Genomic DNA, 23,176 nt, shown 5'->3' on the forward strand with positions numbered 1-23,176 from the left:
GACACGGTGACGTTGCATTCGATGGCAAGGGCATCGGGCTTCGGTTGGTTCCGGTTGTGCAGCAAAGCATGTCAGTGCACCAGGTCCTCGAGGTTGGCGTTGAGCGCCTTCGGCCGTGGGACCATCCACAGGCCGACCAGCGCGATCAGCGGTAGAACGGCACCGAAGACGATAACCAACACATTCCAGCTGTAGATGGTCAGCAGAGGGGCGACGATGAGCGCGAGCGTCCCGTAGCTGGTCCACAACATGCCCGAACCCCATGCTCCACCCGTGCCGCGAATACGCGTGGGGAAGGCTTCCTGGAGAAAATTCGAGGACCCGCCCCAGAGACCGATGGTGATCAAGACGTACACGATGAACCATGGCACGATCGTCGACGGTGTCGCCAGGTACACCATGAAGAGTGCGCATACGGATCCGAGCACCCCGACGGCGGTGAGGGTGTAGTGGGCACCCTTACCCCGTGTGACGAAACTGGCAGCGAGGATGGTGACGATCCCGAGCCAGTTTGCCCAGGTGATTGCCCGGTTGGCCTCGAGGAACGAAATGTCCTTACCCTGTAGGAAGCTCAGTCCGAAGTAGGACATGATGGCGTATTGGGGCACGATGAAGAGGAAGAACAGGGTCACCCCGATGGTGCGGCGACGCATATCGGCCGCCCACAGCTGGGAGAGCACACTTTTCTCCGTCTTGGCGACGTCGATGTGGAACCTGCTCGCCCCAGTTCGACGGGCATGTTGGAGATCCTGGAAGTGCGGTGTTTCCTTGATGACGAAGGAGACGGCGATACCGAAGGCCAAGGGGAGTATGCCGACGATCCAGAACACCGCCCGCCATCCCATGCTGGCGGCGATGTGTTCGGAGAAGAAAGCCGATGATCCGAATCCGATGGCCCACCCCACTGGTACGGTCCCGGTCATCCATCCGCGATGCTTCGCGGGTACCGATTCCGCAATGAGGACGGTAGCCAGTCCCCACGAGACATAACCGATGGTTGCAATCGACCGAAGAATTCCGAATGACGTTGTGTTCCAGGCGAATCCAGTCAGAATAGTGAACGCCGAGCAGATCGCGATAGCCGCTACGAAGAGCGGTTTACGTCCGAATCGGTCCGTCAATGGGCCGATGAGGAACATGGCGATGACACCACAGGTGAAGAATCCGCCTGCATAGATGTATCCGACGGCACTGTCGGAGAAACCCAGGCTTTGTTGGACGAGGGGGTAGCTGGTGGGGAAAATTGCGGCGTCGGCCGCGATGGTCGCATAGCCGAGCACCCCCAGCACCATGACAGCCCAGTGATAGGGCCGCAGCCGATCATCCGCGGCAAGAGTGGTGGTTGGTGGTCTTTCGCGCAAACCGTCGTCGTCAACGGCGATTTCTGTCATGGGGTCTCCTGGTGACGTCAAGGGGGCTCAAGGAGGAGCAAGATCGCGCAGTGGCGTGCGCCACATAGTTTGCGGGTTTTTGCATCACTTATCAAGTCTTCTGCCTTTTCCGGCAAAACATTCCCCGAAGCGCTCACCCAAAATGAGCTTTCACCTGCGCTTATATGGGGACTGGTTTTCCGAACGTGTCACCACGGCATCGTTCGGTAACGATAAATTTGATACATTCGAGGAGCCCCAGCATTGAAAGAGGAGCAAGTGTCGACAACCCTTCCCGATCGTGACCGCTGCCATTCGCGGAACGAGGCAGTTCTCGACGCCTCCGGGTGGCTCGCTGTCCACCGTGCCGTGACCGCATTGCGATCAGATGGGCTGGATGACCGCGCGGCCCGTGGCGCAGCTCTCGACATCCTCGGCCAGCTCATCGCCGTTCCGTGCGACACCGATGACGGGGGCGCTGGAACGCACGGCGCATCATTGAGCGGTCGAGAACGCGACGTGCTCGAGTGCCTGGTCGACGGCTCGTCCAACCGAGAAATCGGACAGCAGCTCTACATTGCCGAGAGCACCGTGCGCTTTCATGTCAGCCACATCCTGCGCAAGCTGGGCACGCGGACACGGGCGGAAGTCATTGCGCTCGTCTTGAACCAGCGGCGATTCGACTACCCGGTTTACTGACAAGGCGGACGCCCGCCAGCGCCAGGGCCATTTCTTCTCGTCGTCGACGGGGAAGTCCGGTGATCCCGGCCACTGACTGGTCTTTCGCCTGCCGTTAGTCGTCGTCGGCGAGGATCCCATCGCGCTTGAGCTTGGCGATCACGTACTCCCCCTCGAACTGAACGTGTTCGCGCGATGCAGCGTCTGCCCCTGCCCCGTCCCCCCGCTCCAAAGCGTCCAGCATCTTCTGGTGACTCCGGTTGGCTTCGGGACTCGCACCGGGGGGTGCCTCGTATACGGCCCGTGGCAGGTTCTTGGCAAGCTGCCGCAGCACCGACAGTAGGCGCCGGCTGCCACCCGTTTGGTTGATGAGGGCGTGGAACTCCCAGTTCAGGTTGTGAAGAAGCTCAGGATCGTCGCTCTTCTGCATGAGTTCGTGCAGCTCGTGCAGCCGTGCAAGTGTTGGCTGGGTGATCCGGGATGCGGCGCGTCGCGATGCGAGCCCCTGCACCATTCCGTAGATCCGGTAGTGATCGTCGATGTCCTCGCGCAGGATGGGAACGACGAAGGAACCACGATGCGGTTCGGAGTCGATCAATCCCTCGGCTTCGAGGGCGATGAGCGCTTCCCGAACCGGCAGGCGACTGACCCCGAGATCTTTGGCGATTTGGTCCTGGGGCACTCGCTGCCCCCGGATCAAAGACCCGTCGAAGATCATCGTCTTGATGTAGTCGACGACCTGACCACTCATGTTCCGCCGCAGGACCTGAGGACGAGCGTCCTCACGTCGGCCACCGTTCCGTGCAGCACTGCTCGGCACATCGATTCCGGCGTCGAACGCTGTCATATCGACTCCCCTTATTTGATCAATCATCAACACTAGAAGTGTAGCGCGGTCCCGCTGGAAGAGCGTTACGCCATCAGCCGACAGCTTCTCCCATCAACAGCGGCATCAGATAAATGGCCCTGAACAGGCCCTTCTTCTGTCTATGTTTCGCCGGGGCGGCGGAAGGGCCGCGTGTCGGACGCGCTGGCGATTGGACGGACTCGACTTGGGCCCCTCGATGACGTAACGTGAGTCACACCTGATGTATCACATATCCATTTGAGAGGCACGATGACAATCACCGCATCGACTGATCACCTTCTGTCCTCCGCTGTCGTCGAGCGTCTGAAGACCGCTCCGCACGTTTTCATCGACGGCGAACGACGCTCAGCGCTCAGCGGAGAGGAGATACCCGTCTTCGACCCGGCAACCGGCCGCCAGATCGCGGTTACGGCCTCCGGAGGAGTGGACGATGTCGCCGCCGCAGTCGATGCCGCCCGGCGCGCGTTCGCCGAGTCTGCCCCGTGGCGGCAGATGAGTCCACTGGACCGCGGACGCATCCTTCATCGCATCGGCGATCTGATCTACCAGCACGCCGACGACTTCGCCCAGCTCGAGGTCCTCGATGCGGGGAAGGTTCTCGGCGCAGCACGAAACATCGATGTCGAGTTCGCCGCGCGGGCGTTCCACTACTACGCCGGCTGGCCCACCAAGATCGTCGGTTCGACCGTCCCGGTGTCTCATCCCAACATTCACGTACGCACCGAACGCGAACCGGTCGGAGTGGTGGGCGCGATCACCGCGTGGAACTTCCCACTTCTGCTGTGCGGTTGGAAGATCGGTCCCGCCTTGGCGTCCGGGTGCACGATGGTCCTCAAGCCTTCCGAGGAAACACCCCTGTCGGCGCTGTGGCTGGCGGAGTTGGCCATCGAGGCCGGACTGCCTCCCGGCGTGCTCAACGTCGTGCCGGGCACAGGCGGCATCGCTGGTCAAGCACTGGTCACCCATCCCGGGGTCAATAAACTCACGTTCACCGGTTCGACGAAGGTCGGCAAGCACATCGCCCGCCAAGCTGCAGACGACGTCAAACGGGTGACCCTGGAACTGGGCGGCAAGTCCGCCAACATCATCCTCCCCGACGCCGATGTGGAGGAGGCGGTGACCGGTTCTGCGGGTGGCATCTTCTGGCACTCCGGCCAGACCTGCAGTGCCCCATCCCGTTTGTTCGTTCACAAGGACATTCACGACGAGGTAGTCGAGCAGCTCACCTCGATCGCAGGGCAGTTGCGGATTGGACACGGAATCGACGAGGGCGTCGACTTCGGGCCCCTCGCCAACGGTGCGCAACTCGAGCGCGTCCAGGGATACGTCCAACGTGCAAAGGTCGAGGGCGCCACGGTCTATCAGCCCGCGCAGGTTCCCGCCGATCTGACCGGACACTTCTACCCCCCGACGATCATCGCCAACGTGACCGACGACATGGAATGTGTCCGCGAGGAGATCTTCGGTCCGGTCCTCGTGGTTCTTGCCTTCGACCACATCGACGAGGTCATCGAACGAGCAAATGCCAGCGACTACGGCTTGGCCGCGGGTATCTGGACGAAGAACGTGAACACCGTCCAGACGATGACACGCAGACTGCAGGCCGGGACCGTCTACGTCAACGGCTGGGGATTGACCGATCCAGCAGCTCCCTTCGGTGGGTTCCACCAGTCCGGCTACGGCCGTGACCTGGGCCCTGACAGCCTCGACGGATACCTGGAAACCAAGTCCGTCTGGACCATGCACAGCTGAAACCCCCTCGAACGATCGGAAGAACAATGAAGACACGCGCTGCCGTACTGACCGCACCCCACGCCCCCTTCGAGATCGTGGATCTGGACATCGACGATCCCGGCCCCGGGGAGGTCATGTTGCGGATGTCTGCGGCCGGACTGTGTCATTCGGATCTGCACATGATGGACGGCGATCTAGCCGTGCGCTATCCGATGGTGGGCGGACACGAAGCGGCGGGCATCGTCGAGAAGGTCGGCCCCGGAGTGAAGAAGGTCGTGGTCGGTGACCATGTGGTCTGCAGCTTCACACCGAGTTGCGGCATCTGCCGGTACTGCTCGACCGGACGCCAGAACCTCTGCGATGCCGGATCCACAATTCTCGAGGGCAGCATGCCGGACGGCACTTTCCGGCTGCACAAGGACGGCACCGACTACAGCGCCTTCTGCATGCTCGGTGCCTTCTCCGAATTCGCCACCGTGTCCGAGTACTCGGTTGTGAAGGTCGACGACTGGCTTCCACTCGACAGCGCGGTGCTCGTCGGGTGCGGCGTCCCGACCGGATGGGGCACCGCAGTCAACGCCGGCAACGTTCGCCCCGGAGACACCACCGTCATTTACGGGATCGGCGGACTGGGCACCAACGCGGTCCAGGGTGCGGTGCACGCCGGAGCGAAGTACGTCGTGTGCGTCGATCCGGTCGAATTCAAGCGAGACACCGCGCTCAAATTCGGAGCGACCCATGTCTTCTCCAGCGCCGAGGAAGCACAGGAAAAGGTCACCGAACTCACCTGGGGCCAGGGCGCCGACCAGGCCCTCGTGCTCATCGGCACTATGGACGAGGAAACCATTACGGCGGCATTCAAGGTGATCGGAAAGGGCTCGACAGTGGTGGTCACGGGCGTGTCCAACGCCGCCAACCTCACTGTCCACGTGTCAGGCCAGGAAATGGTGTTCATGGAGAAGACCATCAAGGGCACTCTGTTCGGGTCGTCGAACCCGCAGTACGACATCGTCCGACTGCTACGACTCTATGATGCAGGTCAGCTCAAGCTCGACGAGCTCATCACCACCCGCTACAAGCTCGACGAGATCAACCAGGGTTATCAGGACTTGCGGGACGGTAAGAACATCCGCGGAATCATCGACTTCTCACTCTGAACGCCGCGCACTCGGCAGCCTTCCGGACTCCTGCGAGGTCGGGAGGCGCCTTGGCTTGCCCGAATCCGGTAAACCCGCCCCACCAATCCCCCAGCAGCACAATGATTCCCGACCGAATCTACGGGATACGCCTTCCCTTGCCAAAGCGCTGCTGGACATGGCAAAGTAAAAGTTGTCCGTACGTATCAGTTATCCAATTGGAGTTTCAGTGCAGGTACACCGTCCCCCATATCGCGCCGCACTTCGCGCGGCCACCGCGGTGGTCGGGGTCGGCACGACCGAATTCGGCAATCTACCGGGTTCCTCCGCCGACGATTTGGCCTTGACCGCACTCGAGGCCGCACTCGCCGACGCCGGATTGACCGCGCGCGACCTCGACGGGTTGATCGTGAACCGGGTGAGCAGTTACGAGACGGTGGCCTCGCGGATGGGAATCGAGCCACGCTGGACGGCGCAGCTGCCGGCAGAGGGACGGATGACCGGCATCGCCATCCAGATGGCGGTACTGGCCATCACGACCGGGATGGCCTCCACCATCGCGCTGGTGTACGGCAACAATGGGCGCTCGGGTGGGCACACCTATGGAGGCGGCGGCGCGAGCGCCAGCGCGGCCGCCGAGGGATACGGCTCCAATCCGGCGCTGACCTTGCCGTACGGGATGACCTCGCCCGGAGCCTTTTACGCGATGATGTTCCAGCGGCACTGTTCGCAGTACGGCACCACCGCCGAACAACTGGCGCAGGTCGCGGTCACCCTGCGAGACCACGCATCGCTGAATCCCCACGCCGTGTTCACAGATCCCATCTCGCGTGAGATCTACCTCGAGTCCCGATTCATCGTCGAACCGCTGAAGATCTACGACTACTGCCTGATCAACGACGGCGGGGTAGCCATGATCCTCACCTCGGCGGACCGGGCCCGCGACTGTGCTCAACCGCCCGTGCATGTCCTGGGGTTCGGACAACAAGGTCAGCTACGCAACTCCGATTTACCCCCGGACGACTTCTGGCGCGAGGCGATCGCCACCGCAGGGCAGCAGGCGTACACAATGGCCGATTGCAGCCGGGCCGACGTCGATGTCCTGATGGCATACGACAACTTCAGCCCCAATGTGCTTTTCACCCTGGAGGGCCTCGGATTCTGTGCACCGGGCGAGTCCGGAGCATGGATCCAAGACGGCCGAATCGGGCTGCGCGGTGAGCTGCCGATCAACACCTCCGGCGGTCATCTGTCGGAAAGCTACATGCAAGGGTGGGCGCTGAACGTCGAGGCCGTCCGCCAGCTGAGGAGAACCTGCGGAGACCGCCAGGTACAGGGTGCGACCATCGCCCAATACCTGTGCGCCGCTCCAGTAGTGACCTCGGTCGTGTACGGAGCGCAGGCATGAACCCCCGCTATCTGTTGACCGCCCACCTCGAGGGGCTGGCCCGCCGCGAGCTGTTGATCAGCACCTGCGCGGCCTGCGGAACCCAGCAGTTCCCCCCGAAAGCGGTCTGCACTCGATGCGGAAGCACGGAGAGCCCCCGGTGGAACCGGGTGAGCGGCGAGGGACAGTTGTGGACGTATGCAACCTTCCACAAGACCTATCTGACCGGTTTCCGCCTACCGAGCCCGTACGTCGTCGCAGTCATCGAACTCGACGAGGGCGCCAAGATCTACGGAAACCTCGCCGGGGTGCCGACGTCCTCCTCGCTCCGGATCGGGCAGCGGGTCCGCGCCGAATTCACCACCACCGACGACGGAGCGTCACACCTGATCTTCGTCCCAGCCGACAAGGAAGGCACATGACCCACACAGCCCACTCCCCCGGCCCGCTCCGTGGACTGCGCGTTGTCGAGATCGCCGCGCTCGGGTCGGCACCGTTCGCCGCGATGATGCTCGCCGACGCCGACGCGGAAGTTCTGCGCATCAACCGGCCCGGCCAAAATACGAAAGATGTCGGCATTCTCGGTCGAGGCCGGGCCGGCGAACTGAGTCTCGATTTGAAGGACCCACACGAACGCGACCGTGCTCTTGATGCCATCGAGCACGCCGACGTGCTCATCGAAGGATTCCGGCCGGGTGTGATGGAACGTCTTGGCCTGGGGCCTGACATCTGCCTGGGACGAAATCCTGCATTGATCTACGCCAGAATGACCGGCTGGGGGCAGGAGGGACCGCTCGCGAATACCGCTGGGCACGATATCAACTATCTCGCGCTGACCGGTGCCCTCCGGTCCATCACCCGCCAGGGGGAAGTTCCCGTTCCGCCGCTCAACCTCGTCGGTGATTACGGCGGCGGCGGGATGCTTCTGGTCACAGGAATACTCGCCGCGCTCTACGAGCGGGTGACGAGCAATGTCGGTCAGGTCGTCGACGCTGCGATGATCGACGGAACCAGCTTGCTGATGAGCGGTATCTGGAATCGGAAGTCCACCGGGAACTGGTCGAGCGAACCCGGCACGAACAGCATCGACAGCGGTTCGCACTTCTACAACGTCTACCGAACCGCAGACGACGCTTTCATGGCCGTGGGCAGTATCGAGCCGCAGTTCTACCAGCGGCTGCTCCGCGGTCTCGGGCTCGCCGACGCCGACCTGCCGGCACAGCAGGACCGGGCGCAGTGGCCGGCCATGAAGGAACAGTTCGCGAGTATCTTCCGGACGAAAACCCGCGAAGAATGGACGGTGGTCTTCGCCGAACTCGACGCGTGCGTATCCCCCGTCCTCACGCTCGACGAGGCGGTGACCGACCCGCACATGCAGTCCCGGAGCACTCTCCTTCGGGAGGATCGCGTCGAACCGGCGCCCGCTCCGCGATACAGCAGAACACCGGGCGCCGCCAGCGGCAGCGAGAGCAAGCCCGCAGAGACCTTGATGACGCGGTGGGCCTCGACCAGCTGCGCGACGGCGGCGACGACCAGAACAGGACAGCACTGATGGCGGCACCCTCGATCATTACCAGAACGGTCGACAACGGCCTGACCCTTGCAGAGAACATCGGCTTTACCGAGGGACCGGTGTGGACCACCGACGGCCGATTGTTCGTCACGAGTGTCAGCCGCGGCGCGCTGTACGAGGCCTTCCTCGACGGTCGCCAGGCTGTGGCGGCCGCCGAAACCGGTGGCGGACCGAACGGCATGACGCTCGGCTACGACGGGCAACTGTGGATCACCCAGAATGGTGGCGACGTGATGCCTACCCGATCACAGCTGCCGGTCTCTCCGTCCATCCAAGTCTGGGACTACCGTGCTTCCACCACGCCGAGCACCATCTCCAGCGGAAATGTAGACGCCCCGTCGGACTGCACGTTCGGGCCGGACGGCGCCCTCTGGTTCACCGACCCGAACGGACACGGCTTCGGCGACGCGGCCCTGCCAGGTCGCGTCTGGAGATACGATCCCGCGGCCGATCACGCAACAGTCGTTCTCGACGACGTCTTCTTCCCCAACGGCATCGCGTTCGGGCCCTACCCGGACCACCTGTACGTCGCCGAGACCGCCCGAAACCGGGTACGCCGCTACCTGGTCACAGCATCGACCGCGACCGTCGATCATGACTTCCCGGAGATCACCGTCCCCACCCCCGACGGCATCACCATCGACGCGCAGGGCGGGCTGTGGGTGGCGGGCAGCAAATCGGGAACCGTCACCTACTTCGACCCGGCCGGGCAAATGCGCGAGCAGTTGGCGATCGGTGAAGGAACGATGCCCACCAGCGTCTGCTTCGCCGGCCCAGCGCTCGACAGTCTCATTGTCACCGTCGCCAAGGGCGGGCGCGTACTCGCCTTCCCCGTCGAGATCCCCGGCTCACCCACCCCGCCCGCAGCGGCCCCACCCGCTTCGTCGCCCGCACAACCCGAGGAACTCCCATGACCGCATCAGCTCCTACCGCACACACCTGGGGGGCATTGCTGCACGAAATGGCCGACCGCTTCCCCACCCGCGCCGCGATCTCGTTCGAAGGCACCGATTTCACCTTCGCCGAGCTCGATCACGAGGTCAGCCGATGGTCGAAGGCACTGCTAGCCATAGGGATCGGCCGCGGTGACTCGATCGCCATCTTGGCAGGTAACCGACCCGAATGGCTGTACACCGCGATGGCCGGGGCCCGGATAGGCGCCGCCGTCGTGCCGATCAACACCTGGTACAAGACCGATGAGCTCTCGTACGCGCTCGACCACGGCGATGTGAAGGCCCTGCTGTTCTTCGACCGGCTGCGCGGCACGGACTATGTGCCCATCGTCGCGGGCACCGTCGCGGCGGCCGCCAAGGAACCCGGCACCGACGGTGTACTCCACGACACGGCATTGCCGGCTTTGCGGCAGGTCGTCGAGCTCGGAGACCACCGCCTCCCGGCTGCGGTACCGCTACACCAGTTCCTCGGGCGCGCAGAGCAGATCAGCGATGCGGTACTGGCCGACGCCGAAGCCGCAGTCGAACCGGACGACCTCGTGTACCTCATCTACACCAGTGGCAGCACGGCGCGACCGAAGTGTGTCGCGCTCGAACACCACCACGCCATCGTCAATACCTTCAACATCGGCGAACGGCAGGCGCTCGACGAGCAGGACCGGTCCTTTCTCGCGACACCGCTGTTCTACGGACTCGGTGTCGTCCAGGCCCTCGGCGCGACCTGGACCCACGGCGCGTGCGTGGTTCTCATGGAGGTGTACGAACCCGGCCGAGCCCTCGAACTGCTCGAACGTGAACGCTGCACCGCCTACTACGGACTGGGCAACATGACCCGGAGCCTCGTCGACCATCCCGACCGCGCTCGCCGCCAACTCAGCCTTCGCAAGGGTGTCCTCGGCCTGAGCAAAGCAGACCGCCAACTCGCCCGCGCCGAACTCGGCCTGACCCTGGGTACCAGCATCTACGGGTTGACCGAGTCCTACGGGTTGTGCGCGCTGACCGATGCCCACGACCCCGTCGAGCGGGCCGAGGGCACCATCGGCCGCCCCCTCCCCGACTGGGACATCCGCATCGCCGACCAGGACACCGACGACCCGCTACCGGCCGGTGAAATCGGACAGATCCTGATCCGCGGACACGTCATGCGCGGGTACTACAAGGATCCTGACCGCAATCGCGAGGTCATGACCACCGACGGCTTCTTCCGCACCGGCGACCTCGGATACATGGACGAGCGCGGGTACCTGCACTTCCACTCCCGGCTCTCGGAGATGATGAAACCCGGCGGCATCAACGTCAGCCCCCTCGAAGTAGAGCTGCTGGTCGGGGAGATCGCCGGCGTCCGCGAAGTGCATGCCGTGGGCATCCCCGACATCGTCCGCGGTGAGGCGATCGTCGTCTTCGTCGACGCCGACCGCGACGACGTCACCCTCGCCCGGATCCAGGACCACATCCGCAGCAAGGCCGCCAAATACAAAGCCCCGCACCATGTGATCTACGGAACCAGCGCCGGCTTCCCGCGGGTCGCCAGCGGGAAGGTGCCCAAGGCCCGGCTACGCGAACTTGCGCTTACCTCACTCGGGCTCGACACCTCCGGGATGCCCACCCCGGCGGCTCCGCTCGCCGACCACTGACACGGATGGACTCTCACGTGAATTTCGACATCCCCGAGGAAGAACAACTCCTCATCCAGACCGTCCGCGACTTCATCGACCGCGATGTGAAGCCTGTCGTGAACGAGATGGAACACCAGAACGAGTACCCCGAGAAATTCATCGAACAGATGAAGCAAATCGGCATCTACGGGCTGGCCGTTCCCGAGGAATTCGGGGGCGCCCCGGTCTCGATGCCGTGCTATGTCCAGGTCACCGAGGAACTCTCACGCGGCTGGATGAGCTTGGCCGGCGCGATGGGCGGTCACACCGTCGTCGCGAAACTGCTCACCACCTTCGGAACCGCCGAGCAGAAGGCCACCTACCTTCCGCGGATGGCCACAGGCGAACTGCGCGCGACCATGGCCCTGACCGAGCCCGGCGGCGGCTCCGACCTCCAGGCGATGCGCACCCATGCACGCCTCGACGGAGACGAATACCTCGTCAACGGTTCGAAGACCTGGATCAGCAATGCACGCCGGTCCGGGCTCATCGCCCTGCTCTGCAAGACAGACCCCCAGGCCACCCCGAAGCACAAGGGCATCTCCATCCTGCTCGTCGAGCACGGCCCCGGTCTGACCGTCTCGCGTGATCTCCCCAAGCTCGGATACAAGGGGGTGGAGACCTGCGAGATCTCCTTCGACAACTTCCGAGTTCCCTCGTCGGCGGTACTCGGCGGCGCCGAGGGACACGGTTTCGCCCAGATGATGAAAGGCCTCGAGACCGGTCGGATCCAGGTCGCCTCCCGCGCCCTTGGTGTTGGCCGCGCCGCGCTCGAAGACGCACTGCACTACGCACAGGATCGACAGTCATTCGGCAAGCCGATCTGGAAGCATCAAGCCATCGGTCACCAACTCGCCGACATGGCAACCAAACTCACCGCCGCACGTCAGCTGACCCTGTTCGCGGCCAGTCGATTCGACGCCGGGCTCCGCGGTGACATGGAGGCGGGAATGGCGAAGTTGTTCGCCTCCGAGGCAGCGATGGAGATCGCATTGTCCGCGTTGCGTATTCACGGCGGATACGGCTACTCGACCGAGTACGACATCGAGCGGTACTTCCGCGACGCCCCCCTGATGATCGTCGGTGAGGGCACGAACGAAATACAGAAGAACGTCATTGCAGCGCAGCTAGTTCAGAGAGGCGGAGTGTAGCCCATGACTTCCACAGGTTCACCACTGAGAAGCGACGTCGTCAGTTTGGAGCCGCAGGGCCTCAAGGGTATCGCCTGCCGAGTGTGCAGCCGACGCTCCTTCCCGGAGCGGCCACTGTGCCCCCATTGCGGGTCTGACGCCGTCGACAACGTCATCCTGGCCGGCCGGGGTCGAGTCACCAGCTGGACCATCGTGCACCAAGCCCCGCCCCCATTGCAGACGCCGTACACCCTGGTGACCGTCGACCTCGACGACGGTGTCCGACTGCTGGGCGCGGCGACAGTTGCCGTCGAGATCGACGACGAAGTAGCCGTCGAGTTGTTCACATTGAAGACCGATTCCTCCGGAGAACCACTGTGGTGGTACCGCTTCCGGGGCACCGAGGAGAACCGATGAGCGAGACCTACATCGCCGGCGCCGGCATGGTGCGATTCGGCAAGTACCCCGTCGACGTCACCTTCGAGAAACTTGCGGTCGGCGCCGCACGCGAAGCGATGTCCGACGCGGGCGTGACCACCAAGGACATCGAATCCGTCTACGTCGGACATGTCTTCGGCGGTCCGGTCGCCGGTCAACGCGTCGCGGCGCAAATGGGCCTCGGCGGCCTTCCCGTCTCCAACCACGAAAACTACTGCGCCAGCGGTGCCACCGCGATCCGCGAAGCCTGGATCGCAATCAAGGCCGGCCTGTACGACATCGTGCTGGTCATCGGTGCGGAGAAGATGACCGACCGTGTCTCCGGTGGGGTCATGCCCGACCCCACGGACCTCGATGCCATCAACGGCCTTGTCATGGCCGCCAATCACGGGATGAGCGCTCGGCGGTACATGTCCGACCACGGTGCCACCCGCGAACAGATTGCCGCGGTGGCCGTGAAAAATCACGCACACTCGGTGCACAACCCATTCGCTCAATACCAGCGGCCGATCAGTTTGCAGGAAGTTGTCGACGCCCGAACCATCGCCGATCCCCTGGGACTGCTCGATTGCAGTCCCATCAGCGACGGTGCCGCCGCGGTAGTGCTGTGCAGTGCTGCCGGACTCGCCAAACTCGGGCGATCATCAGCTCCGCGCATCGCCGGCTGCGCGCTGGTCAGCGGCAAGATCGTCACTGCCGACACCAACCTCAACGACGAGGACGTCTCACGCCGCGCGGGCGAACAGGCCTGGGACATCACCGGATACGGGCCCGAAGACATCGACCTGGTAGAAATGCACGACTGCTTCACGATCGCCGAGATCGTCCGCCTGGAAGGCCTCGGTGTCGTCCCCGTCGGCGAGGGCGGGCGGTGGGCCGAGAACGGTAACACCTCGATCGGAGGCAAACTCCCCGTCAACGCAAGCGGTGGCCTCCTCAGTCGTGGACACCCGGTCGGTGCCACCGGTGTCGCGCAAATCTGCGAGCTCACCTGGCAACTCACTGACCGGGCCGGTCAACGGCAGGTCGACGACGCGAATATCGGGCTTGCATACTGCAAGGGCGGCACCGTCAGCGGCACCGACGGAGGCTCTGTCACGGTACTGCTGGTGACGCGATGACCACCTCGACGTTCACCACGATCGATCTCGCCGACACCACCCATGCCGCCGACGTACCAGCTTCCTCGGTCGTGGTGCTCGTCTACCGCGGCACAGAAAGTGGCCAGACGCTCGATACCGCGGACCTCGAGCAGGCGGTGGCACATCCGCTGATGGCGGCCTTTTCCGCCGTTCAGCATCACTGGACGGCCATCACCGAAGCGCGCCATCGCGGCCGGGTGATCGTCCTTGCCCCGGCGACGGCGGCACTGGGAGACCCACTCAGGCCGTTGGACTGCGCGGTAACCGGGGCTCTGATCAGCTTCGTCCGGTCTGTCGCAATCGAGCTGCAGCGGCACGGCGGCGCCGCGAACGCAGTCTTCTACGACACCGATCCCAACGAACCAGCCGTTACCGAGCTGATCGCGGCGCTCACCGCCGAGCATGCCGCTGCGGTGACCGGTCAAGAAATCTACGCCGCCAACGGCACCGACCTCGGAAGGCTGCACCCATGAGCTCCGACGACCAGAGAGTTGCAGAACGGCCTCGCGTCGCCTTCATCACCGGTGCTGCCGGTGGTATCGGGCGAGGCATCGCCGAACACTTGGCCGGACTCGGATACAGCATCGGCCTCTCCGACATCTCCGAAAGCGCACTGCAAGCAGTGGCGGAGGACATCACCGAGACCACCGGTGTCGCTGTTTCCGTCTTCGCCGCGGACCTCGCCGACCGGGAATCCGTGCAAGCAGCGGTCGATGCCACCGTCTCCCGGCTCGGTGGGCTCGATGTTCTGGTGAACTGTGCGGGGATCCTCAAGGACGCCCGAATCGAGAAGATGGATCCCGCGGTCTTCCGGCAGGTTCTCGATGTCAATCTCATTGGAATGCTGACCACCACTTCCGCCGCATTGCCGGCCCTGCGCAGCTCGGGAACCGGCCGCATCATCTCGCTGACCTCGCGCGCCTGGCTGGGCAACTTCGGTTCCACCAACTACGCCGCCTCCAAGGGCGGGATCGCCGGCGTGAGTAGAAGCCTCTCGCTGAGCCTTGCAACCGATGGCATCACCGTCAACTGCATTGCGCCCGGGTTCATCGAAACCCCGATGTCGAATTCGATGCCCGACGACATCATCGAGCGGGTGCGCCAATCCATCCCGGTCGGTCGAGTGGGGCAGCCCATCGATGTCGCACGCACGGTTGCGTTCCTCGCCGACGCCAACGCCGGTTACCTGACCGGGCAGAGCATCCCGGTATGCGGAGGACGAAGCATCAGCGGCTCGATGAGGAAAGACACCGTTTCGTCATAACAAGACGGGGTAGAGAGTGGCCAGGGCCGAAGTGTTCAGCGAGTCTCCCGAGTGATGACATCGTCTCGCTGCTGCGCATAAACGACGCCCGGCCAGCTAAAGCGAGACGAATGATCACCCGCCACTGCATGCTCGACGAGATTGACGGCAATTACGTCTTGGCGACGGCACGATCGTTCACGGCAATCCAACGACCCTGAGGACACGGAGGAAAAGATGCCGCAAGTTACTGACATTGAAGCCCGAATCGACCGCCTTGAAAGCCAACGTGCCATCGAACGCCTCATCGCGCAGTACGCCCATGCCTTTGACCTGCAAGACATCGACACGCTGCGCGGCATCTGGCACGAAGGCGCCACGCTGAGGCTCGGCGAACCCTTCGGCAACTTCACAGGTGTGGATGCGATCGTAGGCGCGGCCCACCAGCTCTGGTCCCAGAGCCCGCGGATGCATCATTGGATGTCGAACGCTGTGATCGACATCGACGGCGACACTGCCACAGCCACGACCGCGCTCGATTGCTTCGTCACCAACATCGAGTCGGGCCCTACACAGGTGGGCGGTATCTACCACGACCGATTCGAGCGACAAGACGGTCAATGGGGCATGGTCGAGCGTGTCTTCGACCTGCACTACTTCACGCCGATCAAGAGCTGGACGCCGGCGCACGGCAGCGAAACAACTCCGCTGTCGGTGCCTGACCCTCGCTAGTCATACCAAACACGAAAGGCATCAACATGACTACTCCCGTCCAAACAAACGATCTCAGTGACAAAGTCGCAATCGTCACAGGCGCAGCCAGCGGTATTGGGCGAGCCACCGTGGAATTGTTGGTAGAGCGCGGGGTCCGGGTCGTCGCTGAGGACCGCAACGTTGCCGTCGAGGCGCTCGCTAGCCCGAGCGTCGCCCCTCTGGTCGCCGATGTCACCGACGAGGACAGTGCCCACCGTGCCGTTGCGCTCGCCCAGCAGCGATTCGGCGGGCTCGACATTCTGGTCAACAACGCCGGGATCATCATCAACAAAACCGTCGCCGATATGACACTCGACGACTGGAATTCCATTCTCGCGGTCAACGCCACGGGCGCATTTCTGCACTCCCGAGAAGCCGTGCGGGCTATGACGCCGCAGAAGTCGGGTGCGATTGTCAACGTCGGTTCCTACGCGTGCTTCCAGGCTTTTCCCACAATCGCGGCATACGCAGCCTCGAAAGGCGCACTCGCCCAGCTGACTCGAGCACTGTCCCTCGAGGTCATCGAACACGGAATCCGCGTCAACGCCGTCGGGTCGGGCGACGTGATCACCCACATCCTCGATGAGATACACGAAGACGGATCGGGCTTCCTCGCCGAGCACGGCAGCGGGACGCCAATCGGCCGCGCCGCCCAACCACGCGAAATCGCGCAAGTCATCGCATTTCTGGCCTCGGAACAAGCAGCGTATCTCGTGGGATCGATCGTCATGGCCGACGGCGGGATGAGCGTCGCCGCCGGATGATGACAGGTGCGGAAGGGGGCGGGCGCCGCCACGTCGGGTCCGTCGCCGAGAACTTGTTGACCCGGAGCTCGATGACACTGGAACCACCGCCCGATTCGTCGTCGCCGGCGGTATCGGTCCGGCGCTCGCTTAGGCCACGTGCTCGGCCACTGGAGTGCCTACGCAACCGACCGCCGAGGCGCTCCCCGATACGCCCATAGCCAACCCAACTCCAGCTATCTCGACACCGAGGGCAGCCGGTCGCACTCACAGCAGCGCTAGCAACCCTTCCTCGACTCGATCACCCCTATGGGGAGGAATGTCATGAACTCCAGTCCGTCCACAGACACAACTGCCTCGGCGCCCAACCTGGGCGGCGAGACCGCCATCGTGACCGGCGGCAGCCGCGGCATCGGAGCTGCGATCGTCAAAGCGCTTGTAGGTGCCCGAGCGACTGTCGTGATCGCCGGCGGCTCGGAGAAACACGGCCGCGACCTGGCCGCCGACCTAGGCTGCCACTACTTGCCCCACGACGTCAGCTCCGAACAGTCCTGGGAGACACTCCTCTCCCGTGTCCGGGATGACTTGGGCGACGTCACGGTTCTGGTCAACAACGCTGGCGTGCTCGATCCGGGTCACGACATCAGCGAAACTAGCGTAGAGAATTTCGAGCGCCACTACCGCGTCAACCAGCTCGGCGTCTTCCTCGGAATGCGCACAGTGGCAGCAGAGATGAAGCAAAGGGGCTCGGGCTCGATCATCAACCTGTCCTCCATCGGCGGTCACCGCGGCTACGCGAATCAGATCGGCTATTCCACGACCAAGTGGGCGGTACGCGGCATGACAAAATGCGCTGCGGTCGAGCTGGGACCGTATGGGGTGCGCGTAAACTCCGTTGCGCCCGGATTCATCAGCACCACGATGATCGACGTCATGCCAGACGAGCAAATCGATGCAGTCACCCATGCCACTCCGTTGCGGCGGCGTGGCACGGCCGACGAGATCGCGCGGGCAGTTCTGTTTCTCGCATCCTCGGAATGCTCGTTCATGAATGGCACCGAACTGGTCGTTGATGGAGGTTTGTCCCTCTAGCTGTATGAGGCCGCATTACAGTTCTATCGTTAGCGAACAATGGCCTCGGTCACGGTACAGAGACTCGGGTTCCCTCAGCCCGAGCGGCATATGCACAGCGGTGGTCGGGGACGTGAAGCGGCGCCGTCACCGCTGTGTTCCGGTCGCGACGATGCGTCGCCGCAGCTACTGGGTCTCGTAGCCGGACCATGTCATCATCTCCTATCGCGTCGTGCCTGGCGTGCCCACCCCGGTCACCTGCACATCGGAATGCGGTGTGTCCGTCCTCGTCACTGAACGACGCGCATTGGGGGTACGGTAACCACTGCAACCTCGGCCCGGCAACTCCACCGGATTGGGCGGCAGGCCCGAAAAGTACTGCTGCCGAGTTGTTCTGGATGCGATTCTCTACGTGGTTCGCGGTGGGATCGCGGTGGCGGCAGCTGCCGGTGGAGGTCCGCCGGCGTCGACGGTGTACGGGATCTTCGTCCGCTGGGTCCGCGCCGGGGTGTGGCAGCGCATCCACGACGCGCGGCGAGCTCGGCTCCGCGTGCGGGCCGGACGCGACCGGTGCCCGACCGCGGCGATCGTCGACTCACAGACCGTGCCCGCCGCCGACACGGTGCCCGGATCCCGTCGCGAGTGGGACGGGCGGAAACGGACGAATGGGGTCAAGCGGCACATTGCGGTGGATGTCAACGGGCTACTGCTCGCGGTCGTGGTGACCGCCGCCTCGATCCAGGATCGCGACGCCGCGCACCGGCTGCTGGCCGGACTGCGGGGCGGCTTCTCCAGGCTCGTCTGGGGCGACGGCGGCTCCCCTGGGCGACTGCTCGGCTGGGCGAAAAGCGTGCTTGCCCTGCAGATTGAAATCATCGGAAGGATCCCCGGCGCGTGCGGATTCCAGGTGCGGCCCCGGGTTTGGGTAGTCGAGCGCACGTTTGCCTCGATCAACAAGCACCGCCGTTGCGTCCGCGCTTATGAGACCCGACCCGACCACCACGAGGCCGTCATTCACATCGCCATGATCGGCCTCATGACCCGACGCCTCGCACGGACATGACCGAGTTTCCGAATGCTCTCTGCGATCGCCACATCACTACCCAGCCCAATAGGAGACATTCCCGTGGCTATGGCGGCTGCCTCCCCACCACTGGAGCCACCCGATGTACGTACAACGTTGTACGGGTTCAATGTTTTTCCTGAGGCCAGGTTGTCTGTTTCGGTCCAGTAGGAGAACTCCGGATCCTTCGTTTTTCCTATGGGAATGGCTCCAGCGTCTTTCATCCGCCTAACCGAAGTCGCATCGACAGTGGGAACGTGTTCCGTGAAGAGACGTGACCCTCTCATGGTCCGCACGTACGCAGTATCTAACTGCCGGGCAACGAAAGATCCTTACCGCGCTCGAGTTGCCCGAACCGCCCCGGTTTTTCGACTTCGCAGCAGCCGACGCATCAGTCACGCTCCCACCGCAGCGAAGCCTGTAGTAACACGACCCCAACCCGGCCTCTCCGCGTTACCGTTCGTCAACGCGCATTTTCACGGATTCGTGTGCTCATCATCTGTGGAAGGCCGGCCTGACGTCGCGGCGGTACGCGGACAAGTGGATACGCTCAACCCATGCGCAACATCGAAAGCTCGATCACGGTCGGAATCATCGCCGTCTTGCAACAACAGGTCCTTTACACAGCCTCGGGTGATGCCTCCAACGAGCAGAAACCGCACCGGCCTCCGCGCCAGTTTCGGAGGTCAGGACTCCGACTCGACCGGCACCAGGTAAGCCAGCCTCGTTGACCACGCATACTTGCCCGGAGCATCGACCACCGATTCGATGAGAGCGTCGTCGCCGTTCTGTAACTCCCTCGGCCGGCGGCCGGGATGCGTAAAATTTGGTTGATGATCAACGTGGGCGGCTCGTCCGTTCACCCGCGCGACTACCCACGACCCAGGCAGCGACCTGTGTCCGGGAGGTGAAACCCAATTTCGCCAGGATGTGCTCCACATGCCCTTGTGCGGTGCGCGGCGAGATGACGAGGCGGTCGGCGATGGCCTGATTGGTCAGGCCTTCGGCGATCAGGTCGGCGACTTGGTGTTCTCTCTTCGTCAGTCGCGTCGACGCGTCAGTGTCGTGTGTGGAGGTGCTGGGCGGATCCTCGTGGAGGGCGTAGGCGATGGCCGCATCGAGGCCGAGCTGTTCGCCTTTGCGGTGAGCCGCTCCGAATGCTTTGTCCCCGAGTTCCTGCCGGGCCTTTCTTTCGACGTTCTGGTGGTAGGCGATCAGATGGGAATGAATGATCGCAGTACCTCCCATCGAACGCGCCACTCCGTCAGCCGCGCCCATCAGGACAGTTGCCCGCTGTGCGTCGTGCACTTCGCAAGTAATCCAGGCCAGCGCCTCCAGGCACGAAGCTGCGCTGCGCGGACTGTGAACTTGCCGGGAAAGGACCAACGATTGCTTGAGAAGCCGGACCGCACGATCGGCATCACCCTGCTGCCACACGACAACCCCCAAGGCCCACAGCGCGAGCGACCGGTACATCTTCTCGCCGTGCGTTTCCGTGATCGCGAGAACACGTTCGAGGCTTTCGATCGCCTGCCCCGGCAAGTCTCTCAACCCATAGGCCACACCCAATGAGAACAGGACGCTAGTTTCGAATGTTCTTTCGTCGCATCCTTTGAACTCCGCGAGCGTGGTTTCCAGTCGCGAGCACGCGCGCGCCAAATCACCACTGAAGAGGGCCTGCATGCCGTCCGCGCCAACAATGAACGCACGCGCCATCGGGTCGCTGGTCTGATCGGCGAGCGTGCGCCCCTCCGCCACGAGCGCCGCTCCGGTTTCGAGATCGCCTTGCACAGAGGCCATTACGCTGGCACCGAAGAGCGCTTGGGCCCACTCGGGAGTGGACTGGCCGGTCTGGCGGGCGAGCAATTGGTCGATCCAGTATCGTCCCTCGCTGTAGAGGCCTTGGGAGTTCCAGAACCAGAACAGTGCGGCGGCGATACGCAGGCCGGCGGCGGGGTCGTCGTCGACGCCGAATTCGAGGGCCTCCCGCAGATTCGCGTGTTCCCGTTTCAGACGGGCGATCCAGTCGAGTTGGCGGGCGCTGATCCACTCGGCCTCCGCATCCAGCGCCAACGCCTCGTACCAATCCCGGTGCCTGCGACGCAATGCCACAGCCTCACCGGTCTGCTCGAGTTTCTCGAAGCCGTACTCGCGGAGGGTCTCGAGCATCCGGAACCGCACCACCGACCCGTGATCCTCCCGGATCAGGATCGACTTCTCCACCAAAGATGTCAGCGTGTCGAGCAACTCGCCCGGCTCCAGCCCCTCGCCGCACACCTGCTCTGCGGCGTCGAGTTCGAAGCTTCCCGCGAACACCGCCAGCCGCCCCCATACCAGTTGTTCACCGGCGGAGCACAACTCGAAACTCCAGTCGAAACACAACCGCAGCGTCTGCTGCCGCGTCGGCGCACCCCGGCTGCCGCGGGTCAGCAGGGCATAGCGGTCGGTCAGCCGCCCCAGGATCTGCTCGGGCGACATCGCCCGCAACCGGGCCGCCGCCAATTCGATCGTCAGCGGCAACCCGTCGAGCCGGTGGCAGATCCCCGCCACCGCCGCCGCGTTGTCCTCGGTGAGCGCGAATCCGGGAACGGCGGCAGCGGCGCGTTCGGCGAACAGGGTGACCGCATCGTATTTGGGTAACCCCCGCAGCGAGGGCTTCCGCTCGGGATCCGGGACGGCCAGCGGGGGAACCCGGAGTACCGCCTCCCCTCCGATGTTGAGGGGTTCACGACTGGTGGCCAGCATCCGCAACCGCGGACAGGTATGTAACATGGGGACGGCGAGTTCGACGACCGCGTCCACCACGTGCTCGCAATTGTCGAGAACCAACAGCACCTCCCGCGATGCGAGGAACTCGATCAAAACCTCCCGCAGCGTCCTCGCCGAGTGGTCCCGCACTCCGACAGCGGCGGCCACCGCATCGATTAGCGACGACCCGTCACGCAGTTCACCCAACTCGACCAGGCGCACACCGTCGGAGTAGTCGCGCTGCACCGCGGCCGCGACCCTCATCGCCAGCCGCGTCTTGCCGACACCGCCGATCCCGGTCAACGTCACCAGCCTCGACCCGGCCAGCAAATTATTCGCCTCGGTCAATTCGTGCCGTCGACCGACGAAACTAGTCAATTCTAGAGGGAGACTTCCCGTCGCGCCCACTGTGGAGAGCGTCGACGAACCTCGTCCGCCGCGCGAGATCGATGGGTCTCGGTTCCCCTGCACATCGGCTTCCACACGGAGCGCCATCTCGTCGTCCGGGAAGCCATGACCGCGTTGCAGGGCTCGCAGCTGTTCCCCGAAGTCGGCAGCGGCGCCCGGGCGCTGACCGGGCTCGCGGGCCATCGCGCGGGCGATCGTATCGGACACGTCGTCGGGGATCCCGTGCTCACGCAGATCGGGCACCTCCTGCGTGGTGATCCGCAGGAACTGCGCGACCACCTGCTCACCGCTGCGACGTTCGAACGCGGCATGCCCGGTCAGGGCACTGAACAGAGTGGCACCGAGCCCGTAGACATCGGCCGCCGGACTCGCCGGATCACCCCCGAGCACCTCCGGCGCGGTGTACGCCGGCGACCCGGTGACCGCGCCGGTGGCGGTCTCGAAGCCACCGGTGATATGCGCGATACCGAAATCTGCCAACTGCGGCTCGCCGTAATCGGTGAGCAGGATGTTCGCCGGTTTGACGTCCCGGTGCAGGATGCCGAGCCGGTGCGCCGACTCCACCGCGCCGGCCATCTTCACCCCCACCCGAAGAACCTGATCCAGTGGCAGCGGACCGCCCTTGCGGACTCGGGCCTCCAGTGAATCCTGCGAGTGGTACGGCATCACGATGTACGGAAGTCCGCTGTCGGTGGCGCCGACCTGCAGAATGTTGACAATATTCGGGTGCCCGGTCAGCTGGCCCATCGCCCGCTGCTCCCTAAAGAATCGGGCCCGGTTCGCCTCGTCGAGGTCCACGGTGAGCACCTTCACCGCTACCGTGCGATCCAGGCCCTCCTGGGCGCAGCGGTAGACGACACCGAAACCGCCGCGGCCGATCTCTTGGACATCGTCGAATCCCGCGTCTGCCAGTTCGGCGGCCGGGGACGGCGGGTACCGCTGCGTGTCGAGCGGATCACCTTCACCCATCGAACGGTCTACTCACCCCGTCGAGTCAAGGTTCCCACGTACTGGCCCACGACGGCACGACCAGCGCAGATACCACCGTGGACTCACCGCTCCATGGCGTGTCATCAAGGATAT

General features: G+C 63.9%; 21 protein-coding genes. 17 read left to right on the plus strand and 4 right to left on the minus strand.

Annotation, left to right across the window (positions count from 1 at the left end):
• Positions 1 to 71: 71 nt before the first annotated feature.
• Positions 72 to 1,391 carry an MFS transporter gene (locus QM841_RS35890; protein ID WP_283335636.1) on the minus strand — a complete coding sequence of 440 codons (1,320 nt, stop codon included), beginning with the start codon at positions 1,389 to 1,391 and terminating at the stop codon, positions 72 to 74.
• 348 nt (positions 1,392 to 1,739) lie between these two features.
• Between QM841_RS35890 and QM841_RS35895 the strand changes: the two genes are divergently transcribed.
• Positions 1,740 to 2,069, plus strand: a complete 330-nt coding sequence (locus QM841_RS35895) for a helix-turn-helix domain-containing protein (RefSeq protein WP_283335637.1) — start codon at positions 1,740 to 1,742, stop codon at positions 2,067 to 2,069.
• Between the two features lie 94 nt (positions 2,070 to 2,163).
• Here QM841_RS35895 and QM841_RS35900 read toward each other — a convergent pair whose 3' ends face one another.
• Positions 2,164 to 2,799: a GntR family transcriptional regulator gene (locus QM841_RS35900; RefSeq protein ID WP_283335638.1), complete on the minus strand. Its 636-nt coding sequence runs from the start codon at positions 2,797 to 2,799 to the stop codon at positions 2,164 to 2,166.
• A gap of 366 nt (positions 2,800 to 3,165) precedes the next feature.
• Here QM841_RS35900 and QM841_RS35905 point away from each other — a divergent pair, with 366 nt between their 5' ends.
• The 16 genes from QM841_RS35905 to QM841_RS35980 all read left to right on the plus strand — a co-directional run bounded on the left by QM841_RS35905 (position 3,166) and on the right by QM841_RS35980 (position 18,937).
• A complete protein-coding gene (locus tag QM841_RS35905) occupies positions 3,166 to 4,668 on the plus strand; it encodes an aldehyde dehydrogenase family protein (protein ID WP_283335640.1) in 1,503 nt (500 codons plus the stop codon).
• Between the two features lie 26 nt (positions 4,669 to 4,694).
• Positions 4,695 to 5,807: an NDMA-dependent alcohol dehydrogenase gene (locus QM841_RS35910; protein WP_283335641.1), complete on the plus strand. Its 1,113-nt coding sequence runs from the start codon at positions 4,695 to 4,697 to the stop codon at positions 5,805 to 5,807.
• A 322-nt stretch (positions 5,808 to 6,129) separates the two neighbouring features.
• Positions 6,130 to 7,194, plus strand: a complete 1,065-nt coding sequence (locus QM841_RS35915; protein WP_283335642.1) for a thiolase family protein — start codon at positions 6,130 to 6,132, stop codon at positions 7,192 to 7,194.
• Positions 7,191 to 7,595, plus strand: coding sequence for a Zn-ribbon domain-containing OB-fold protein (locus QM841_RS35920; RefSeq protein WP_283335644.1), 405 nt, complete (start codon positions 7,191 to 7,193; stop codon positions 7,593 to 7,595). Before QM841_RS35915 ends, QM841_RS35920 begins: the two co-directional genes overlap by 4 nt.
• Entirely contained in the window at positions 7,592 to 8,725 is a 1,134-nt protein-coding gene (locus tag QM841_RS35925; protein ID WP_283335645.1) for a CaiB/BaiF CoA transferase family protein, read from the plus strand. The genes QM841_RS35920 and QM841_RS35925 overlap by 4 nt, the downstream gene beginning before the upstream one ends.
• On the plus strand, positions 8,725 to 9,660 hold the full coding sequence (locus QM841_RS35930; RefSeq protein ID WP_283335646.1) for an SMP-30/gluconolactonase/LRE family protein: 936 nt from the start codon (positions 8,725 to 8,727) through the stop codon (positions 9,658 to 9,660). Before QM841_RS35925 ends, QM841_RS35930 begins: the two co-directional genes overlap by 1 nt.
• Entirely contained in the window at positions 9,657 to 11,333 is a 1,677-nt protein-coding gene (locus QM841_RS35935; protein ID WP_283335647.1) for an AMP-binding protein, read from the plus strand. The genes QM841_RS35930 and QM841_RS35935 overlap by 4 nt, the downstream gene beginning before the upstream one ends.
• 5 nt (positions 11,334 to 11,338) lie before the next feature.
• Positions 11,339 to 12,505, plus strand: coding sequence for an acyl-CoA dehydrogenase family protein (locus tag QM841_RS35940; protein ID WP_283335648.1), 1,167 nt, complete (start codon positions 11,339 to 11,341; stop codon positions 12,503 to 12,505).
• Positions 12,506 to 12,508: 3 nt separating this feature from the next.
• The gene (locus QM841_RS35945) at positions 12,509 to 12,901 is read left to right on the plus strand and encodes a Zn-ribbon domain-containing OB-fold protein (RefSeq protein WP_283335650.1); all 393 of its coding nucleotides are present in this window, start codon (positions 12,509 to 12,511) and stop codon (positions 12,899 to 12,901) included.
• Positions 12,898 to 14,043, plus strand: a complete 1,146-nt coding sequence (locus QM841_RS35950) for a thiolase family protein (protein WP_283335651.1) — start codon at positions 12,898 to 12,900, stop codon at positions 14,041 to 14,043. Before QM841_RS35945 ends, QM841_RS35950 begins: the two co-directional genes overlap by 4 nt.
• Positions 14,040 to 14,537: a hypothetical protein gene (locus QM841_RS35955; RefSeq protein ID WP_283335652.1), complete on the plus strand. Its 498-nt coding sequence runs from the start codon at positions 14,040 to 14,042 to the stop codon at positions 14,535 to 14,537. The genes QM841_RS35950 and QM841_RS35955 overlap by 4 nt, the downstream gene beginning before the upstream one ends.
• Positions 14,534 to 15,328: an SDR family oxidoreductase gene (locus tag QM841_RS35960; RefSeq protein ID WP_283335653.1), complete on the plus strand. Its 795-nt coding sequence runs from the start codon at positions 14,534 to 14,536 to the stop codon at positions 15,326 to 15,328. The genes QM841_RS35955 and QM841_RS35960 overlap by 4 nt, the downstream gene beginning before the upstream one ends.
• Positions 15,329 to 15,544: 216 nt before the next feature.
• Entirely contained in the window at positions 15,545 to 16,039 is a 495-nt protein-coding gene (locus tag QM841_RS35965) for a nuclear transport factor 2 family protein (protein ID WP_283335654.1), read from the plus strand.
• 26 nt (positions 16,040 to 16,065) lie between these two features.
• Positions 16,066 to 16,824 (plus strand): SDR family NAD(P)-dependent oxidoreductase, encoded by a 759-nt coding sequence (locus QM841_RS35970; protein ID WP_283335655.1) that lies wholly within the window; start codon positions 16,066 to 16,068, stop codon positions 16,822 to 16,824.
• 303 nt (positions 16,825 to 17,127) lie between these two features.
• The gene (locus tag QM841_RS35975; protein ID WP_157951383.1) at positions 17,128 to 17,895 is read left to right on the plus strand and encodes an SDR family NAD(P)-dependent oxidoreductase; all 768 of its coding nucleotides are present in this window, start codon (positions 17,128 to 17,130) and stop codon (positions 17,893 to 17,895) included.
• 334 nt (positions 17,896 to 18,229) lie between these two features.
• On the plus strand, positions 18,230 to 18,937 hold the full coding sequence (locus QM841_RS35980; protein WP_198602132.1) for an IS5 family transposase: 708 nt from the start codon (positions 18,230 to 18,232) through the stop codon (positions 18,935 to 18,937).
• Here the strand turns inward: QM841_RS35980 and QM841_RS35985 are convergent.
• Positions 18,889 to 19,224, minus strand: a complete 336-nt coding sequence (locus QM841_RS35985) for an amidase family protein (protein ID WP_502943311.1) — start codon at positions 19,222 to 19,224, stop codon at positions 18,889 to 18,891. The genes QM841_RS35980 and QM841_RS35985 overlap by 49 nt on opposite strands.
• 550 nt (positions 19,225 to 19,774) lie before the next feature.
• On the minus strand, positions 19,775 to 23,062 hold the full coding sequence (locus QM841_RS35990; RefSeq protein WP_283335656.1) for a protein kinase domain-containing protein: 3,288 nt from the start codon (positions 23,060 to 23,062) through the stop codon (positions 19,775 to 19,777).
• Between the last annotated feature and the right edge of the window lie 114 nt (positions 23,063 to 23,176).

It is taken from the genome of Rhodococcus sp. IEGM 1307, assembly GCF_030056915.1.
In the GTDB taxonomy this organism is placed as follows: Bacteria; Actinomycetota; Actinomycetes; order Mycobacteriales; family Mycobacteriaceae; genus Rhodococcus_F; species Rhodococcus_F opacus_D.